Annotated in this window: 4 protein-coding genes; 1 reads left to right on the top strand and 3 read right to left on the bottom strand. The window is 52.8% G+C overall.

Features of this window, described 5'->3' with window-relative positions; translation table 11 throughout:
• Nucleotides 1-119: 119 nt before the first annotated feature.
• Genes PFRI_RS07155 through PFRI_RS07145 form a run of 3 tightly spaced genes read right to left on the bottom strand, consistent with a single transcriptional unit; the run spans nt 120 to nt 1,931 of the window.
• Nucleotides 120-1,172, bottom strand: a complete 1,053-nt coding sequence (locus PFRI_RS07155) for a YeeE/YedE family protein (protein WP_072630019.1) — start codon at nt 1,170-1,172, stop codon at nt 120-122.
• Between the two features lie 39 nt (nt 1,173-1,211).
• Complete coding sequence (locus PFRI_RS07150; RefSeq protein WP_072630020.1) at nt 1,212-1,577, bottom strand: ArsR/SmtB family transcription factor; 366 nt, start codon at nt 1,575-1,577, stop codon at nt 1,212-1,214.
• A gap of 18 nt (nt 1,578-1,595) precedes the next feature.
• Nucleotides 1,596-1,931, bottom strand: a complete 336-nt coding sequence (locus PFRI_RS07145) for a thioredoxin fold domain-containing protein (protein ID WP_072630018.1) — start codon at nt 1,929-1,931, stop codon at nt 1,596-1,598.
• Between the two features lie 109 nt (nt 1,932-2,040).
• On the opposite strand from PFRI_RS07145, the gene PFRI_RS07140 reads away from it, so the two are divergent.
• Nucleotides 2,041-2,781 carry a cytochrome c biogenesis CcdA family protein gene (locus PFRI_RS07140; RefSeq protein ID WP_072630017.1) on the top strand — a complete coding sequence of 247 codons (741 nt, stop codon included), beginning with the start codon at nt 2,041-2,043 and terminating at the stop codon, nt 2,779-2,781.
• The last annotated feature ends 100 nt before the right edge of the window (nt 2,782-2,881 follow it).

Raw genomic sequence — 2,881 nt, 5'->3', positions numbered from 1 at the left:
CGGATCATGCGGTTAGCTGAATCGTTCTACGGTCAGACGTCAACCCGTCAAAAGTCGGGTGCTCGAGGACTCTGTGTATATATCAATACGTTGCGTTGATTTCTTGGGGCAAATTGCACCTATTGAACAGGTGCAAACCCCGTGATCAGCTGTTTCAAGCCAAACGCAGCGCCAATGAAGATTGCGATTAAAGCAACCGGCGCGCTGAAGGCGAGCACAGAAAAGGCGGAAATCCCTTGGCCGACGCTGCACCCTACAGCGAGCACCGCGCCTGGTCCCATAAGCGAAGCGCCGAGTAATTGGCGACGCAGTTCGCGCGGATCCTCGCACGCTTCCCAGCGAAAATGCCCTTTGGAATAAGACCCGAGGATCGCGCCGACCACAACGCCAACGATAGAGCCAACACTGAACGAGAGCGTGTTTCCCGAAGCGGTCATAGCGTAATAGATTGTATCGCCGATCGGCGCGGCAAAAGAATGTGTTTCGATGGCTTCAACCGCAAAGCCGTTTTCAGCAATCCAATGCGTGCCGAGCCAGCCGGAGAGCACCGCAAGTCCGACAATAGTCCCCCAGAATATATGTGAGGGGGATCGGCGCATCTCTTTGTTCCAAAGAGCAAAAATCAAAAGCGCACTGCCGAAAAGCAGACCGGTTAAAAGCGCGGGCACGCCTGCGCGTTCGAGCAATTGGGTGAACCCTTGAGGAGTGCTAGCACCCATCTCGACAGGGAAAGCCCAAACGCGGATATGTGCGAGAGGGCCGGACATGACGAAATAGGCCGATAGCCCCATTACGATTACAATCACGAAAGAGCGCAGATCACCGCCGCCAAGCCGCGCCAGCGCGCCGTAACCACAGTTCCCACTGAGCGCCATGCCATAGCCGAACATTAGTCCACCGATGATCGTTCCTGCGGGGTTCCAATTTCGATCAAGATAGGCCGATAAGGCCGGATCAAAACTGCCAAAAGAGCTGGCGATATGAGTGCCAAAGATTGCAACGCCAAGGGCAATTCCCCACATGCGCAAGCGTTTGTCGTCGCCGCCGTACAGATAGTCTTCAATCGCGCCAAGGGTGCAAAAACGGCCCATTCTGGCGGCAAGTCCTAATGCAATGCCACCAAGCAAACCGATAAGTGCTGCGAGGTTGGCTTCTGCGACATACTCCAACACTTGGCGTCCCCCTTTGCCAAATTCTGGCTCAGTCCTTGGTTAATCGTCGCGACAAAACAGATCGTAGACGACTTCCATGATCTGTTTTGGGCGCTCATCTGTAAGGCTGTAGTATATCGTTTTGCCTTCGCGGCGCGGGGTGACAAGACCCTCTAGGCGCAATCGTGACAATTGCTGAGAGACGGCGGCCTGACGTGACGAAAGCAATTCCTCGAGTTCTGTCACCGACTTTTCGCCAGAGGCCAGATGACACAAGATCATCAATCGGCCTTCATGGCTGATCGCCTTTAGAAAGTTGGACGCCAACTGTGCGTTGGTCATCATTTTATCCAAATCTGCAGCACACATATTCTTGTCAAATACGGGCAGGCGCGAGATCGGCGGCGTGTCAACTTGGGTTGTCATATTGGGCGTCATAGTAGATTAACTTGCCTCTTCCAAGGAAATTTCAGCGCGGGTGAGCATCATAGAAAGCAAACTCCAAAAGAAGTCTTCGCCGGGATAGCCCTCGATGCGATCGCGTTCTTTGCCGTCTTCAACCAGTATAAAAGTGGGTGTGTAGTGCACACGGCGCGCAAATTCGACATCTGGCGTTTCGCTGTGCAGATCATACCGTCTAAGCGGTGCTGCTTTGCCTTCGGCTGTTTTAGGATAAATGTGGGCGATGTCTTTGTTCCATTTGGCACACCAAAAACAGCCGTCTTCTTCGGCCATGAGCAGATACGTGTCTGCGAGCACAGGAAGCGGAGCCATTAACATGAGGCTCGCGAGAGCTGCTTTAAGCACGGGGATCACCGCCTTGTTGACGAATTCATAATTCTTACATAATCTAATTTTTGAATGTTTCAAGTAAAAGGCCTGCGCACCAATGTTTGACATTTCTTTCTTTGGTGCAGCTTTCGCAGGGCTCTTGTCGTTTCTGTCCCCCTGCATTCTGCCAATCGTACCGTTTTACCTAAGCTATCTTGCGGGCGTCGGGATGAACCAGATCGCAGCGGACGCAGAAGTATCGCCACAAGTGCGCATGCGCGCTTTCCTTGCAGCGTGTTGTTTTGCGCTTGGTGTGATCACTGTCTTTATGGGGCTTGGCGCGACGGCGACGGTCTTTGGTCAAATGGTGCGCGAGTACTTTGATATTTTGCGCTGGATTGCTGCGGCGATCATTATCGCCATGGGATTGCACTTTTTAGGCGTGCTCAAGATTGGCATTCTGTATCGTCAGTTTCGTGCGGATGCAGGCAGCACAACGAATGTGGGCTTTCTTGGCGCATATGTGATCGGCCTTGCCTTTGCGTTTGGCTGGACACCTTGCGTTGGCCCTGTGCTGGCTGCGATCCTTTTTACCGCCGCCGGTCAAGAAAGTGCAGGGCAGGGCGCGGTGCTGCTCTTTGCCTATGGGGTCGGGATGACGTTGCCCTTTGTGATTGCAGCGCTCTTTATCGGGCCCTTCATGAAGTTCATGGCGCGGTTTCGCCGTCATTTGGGGCTTATTGAAAAACTTATGGGGGCGCTCCTTATCGTTTTTGGCGTTCTGATTGCGACCAACACTATCAATATAATTGGGCAATGGATGCTGGAGAATATTCCATGGTTCAGCACCATTGGCTAACGAGGGGACTTAACGATGCTTATACACAGAGTCCTCGAGCACCCGACTTTTGACGGGTTGACGTCTGACCGTAGAACGATTCAGCTAACCGCATGATCCG

Origin of the sequence: Planktotalea frisia (assembly GCF_001890925.1) — a bacterium.
GTDB classification, from domain to species: Bacteria; Pseudomonadota; Alphaproteobacteria; order Rhodobacterales; family Rhodobacteraceae; genus Planktotalea; species Planktotalea frisia.
This window is presented reverse-complemented; position numbering and strand designations above follow the sequence as displayed.

Excerpts from the sequence above, each read along its gene's own strand:
- PFRI_RS07150 (WP_072630020.1), bottom strand. The coding sequence starts at position 1,577 with ATGACAACCCAAGTTGACACGCCGCCGATCTCGCGCCTGCCCGTATTT.
- PFRI_RS07145 (WP_072630018.1), bottom strand. The coding sequence starts at position 1,931 with ATGTTAATGGCTCCGCTTCCTGTGCTCGCAGACACGTATCTGCTCATG.
- PFRI_RS07140 (WP_072630017.1), top strand. The coding sequence starts at position 2,041 with ATGTTTGACATTTCTTTCTTTGGTGCAGCTTTCGCAGGGCTCTTGTCG.